Origin of the sequence: Paenibacillus forsythiae T98, assembly GCF_000520735.1 — a bacterium.
Taxonomy (GTDB): domain Bacteria; phylum Bacillota; class Bacilli; order Paenibacillales; family Paenibacillaceae; genus Paenibacillus_AQ; species Paenibacillus_AQ forsythiae.
The window spans coordinates 1-1,063 of sequence record NZ_ASSC01000069.1 but is presented as its reverse complement, the minus strand read 5'-3'; the positions used below and the strand labels follow the sequence as shown (position 1 = coordinate 1,063).

Annotated in this window: 1 protein-coding gene; it reads right to left on the bottom strand. The window is 57.7% G+C overall.

The window, feature by feature from the left end:
- Nucleotides 1–1,037: HAD family hydrolase (locus L692_RS27600; protein ID WP_462937976.1), on the bottom strand; the 1,037-nt coding region annotated here is incomplete at its 3' end.
- Between the last annotated feature and the right edge of the window lie 26 nt (nt 1,038–1,063).

Below are 1,063 nucleotides of genomic sequence, written 5' to 3'. Positions count from 1 at the left end.
CCGCCCGCCCCTGCCACCTCGTCCCTTGCCCGGGAGGCATGGACTATGGCAGGGGGGAATACCTGCTGTGCCAGCTTGTACGAGCGGGAAACAAAGATGAGAGACAGCGCGTCGCTGGCCAAATTCGCAATCGGGGCGCTGATCACGCCGAGGGCCGCCAGCAGCGATCCGAATACATTCCATTTCTTCGTAATTTGGAAGTGTTCATTTATCGTGCTCTCTATTTTGTGAGCGGACTGTTTGGCGTCCAGTACCCGCTCCAGCTGCTCAAACGTGACGCCGGGGACGCCCGCTTCCATTAAATAGCGACTGTATTCACTGGCAGATTCGCTTACGAGAAGCACGCGGTTTCCTTGTTCATGAAGCCTCGCAATGTGCTCCACCGATTCACTAATCGGCATGCCCAGCCAATCCGTTTGCACGCCGATCCGGGCCAGCGCTTCCCGGCCGATGCCGGAGCTGTCCTCCAGCACGTCGGCCTGAATGCCCTGCTCCCCCGCTCGCGAGAGCAGCGCCCTTCGCTCGGAATCGAGCTGCTGACTGCGGTAGACCAGCCCTTGGGTTACCCAGTTTCCGCCGATTTGCTTCGCCAGGTAGAGCACATCGCATCCTTTGCTTTCGATCCGTTTAGCTTCAAGGTAGTACCGCTCGAAGGAGACTCCGTGCCGTTTGCAATAAGCGAGATTGCCGATTGCATAGGACGCATTGCTGATCAGGCCGCTAATTCCGTCCTCCTCTTCAGCTACGTGGAAGGAGGAGCGCAGCGTGCGGCATGTCCGTTTTGCCTTTTGCAGCACTTCCTCTTTCCACGGATGCGTCGTTTTTTTCATCAAGCCTGCCGTTAGACAAATGATCTTGTCCGGGTCTTCCTCATGCGACACACATTCCGTCTCCTGAATATTCGTCTGCATAAGAAGAGAGGTGTCCTCCAGCAGCAGCGTGCCGGTTTGGGCCAAATGCGAGAGCGGCGCTCCTTCAGGAAGACTCGGCTGCGCTTCTTTGGAGTAAAGCTCTGCCTGCTGCCAAGCCGTCTTCACCGGAATCGTCGCCGGCCGCGGATTGG